The sequence below is a fragment of the Cryptosporangium japonicum genome, from assembly GCF_039524755.1.
Taxonomy (GTDB): domain Bacteria; phylum Actinomycetota; class Actinomycetes; order Mycobacteriales; family Cryptosporangiaceae; genus Cryptosporangium; species Cryptosporangium japonicum.
The window spans coordinates 1-818 of the sequence record NZ_BAAAGX010000045.1; the positions used below are offsets into that span (position 1 = coordinate 1).

Sequence of the window (818 nt, forward strand, 5' to 3'; positions counted from 1 at the left end):
GCACTGTTGCAAATAGTCGGTGGTGATAAACTTATCATCCCCTTTTGCTGATGGAGCTGCACATGAACCCATTCAAAGGCCGGCATTTTCAGCGTGACATCATTCTGTGGGCCGTACGCTGGTACTGCAAATACGGCATCAGTTACCGTGAGCTGCAGGAGATGCTGGCTGAACGCGGAGTGAATGTCGATCACTCCACGATTTACCGCTGGGTTCAGCGTTATGCGCCTGAAATGGAAAAACGGCTGCGCTGGTACTGGCGTAACCCTTCCGATCTTTGCCCGTGGCACATGGATGAAACCTACGTGAAGGTCAATGGCCGCTGGGCGTATCTGTACCGGGCCGTCGACAGCCGGGGCCGCACTGTCGATTTTTATCTCTCCTCCCGTCGTAACAGCAAAGCTGCATACCGGTTTCTGGGTAAAATCCTCAACAACGTGAAGAAGTGGCAGATCCCGCGATTCATCAACACGGATAAAGCGCCCGCCTATGGTCGCGCGCTTGCTCTGCTCAAACGCGAAGGCCGGTGCCCGTCTGACGTTGAACACCGACAGATTAAGTACCGGAACAACGTGATTGAATGCGATCATGGCAAACTGAAACGGATAATCGGCGCCACGCTGGGATTTAAATCCATGAAGACGGCTTACGCCACCATCAAAGGTATTGAGGTGATGCGTGCACTACGCAAAGGCCAGGCCTCAGCATTTTATTATGGTGATCCCCTGGGCGAAATGCGCCTGGTAAGCAGAGTTTTTGAAATGTAAGGCCTTTGAATAAGACAAAAGGCTGCCTCATCGCTAACTTTGCAACAGTGC

At 52.3% G+C, this 818-nt stretch carries 1 protein-coding gene; it reads left to right on the top strand.

What is annotated here, in order from left to right; genetic code table 11:
* Nucleotides 1-62: 62 nt before the first annotated feature.
* Nucleotides 63-767, top strand: a complete 705-nt coding sequence (locus tag ABD437_RS40490) for an IS6-like element IS26 family transposase (protein WP_001067855.1) — start codon at nt 63-65, stop codon at nt 765-767.
* Nucleotides 768-818: the final 51 nt, after the last annotated feature.

Coding starts and splice junctions, on each gene's coding strand:
- ABD437_RS40490 (WP_001067855.1), top strand. CDS start 63: ATGAACCCATTCAAAGGCCGGCATTTTCAGCGTGACATCATTCTGTGG.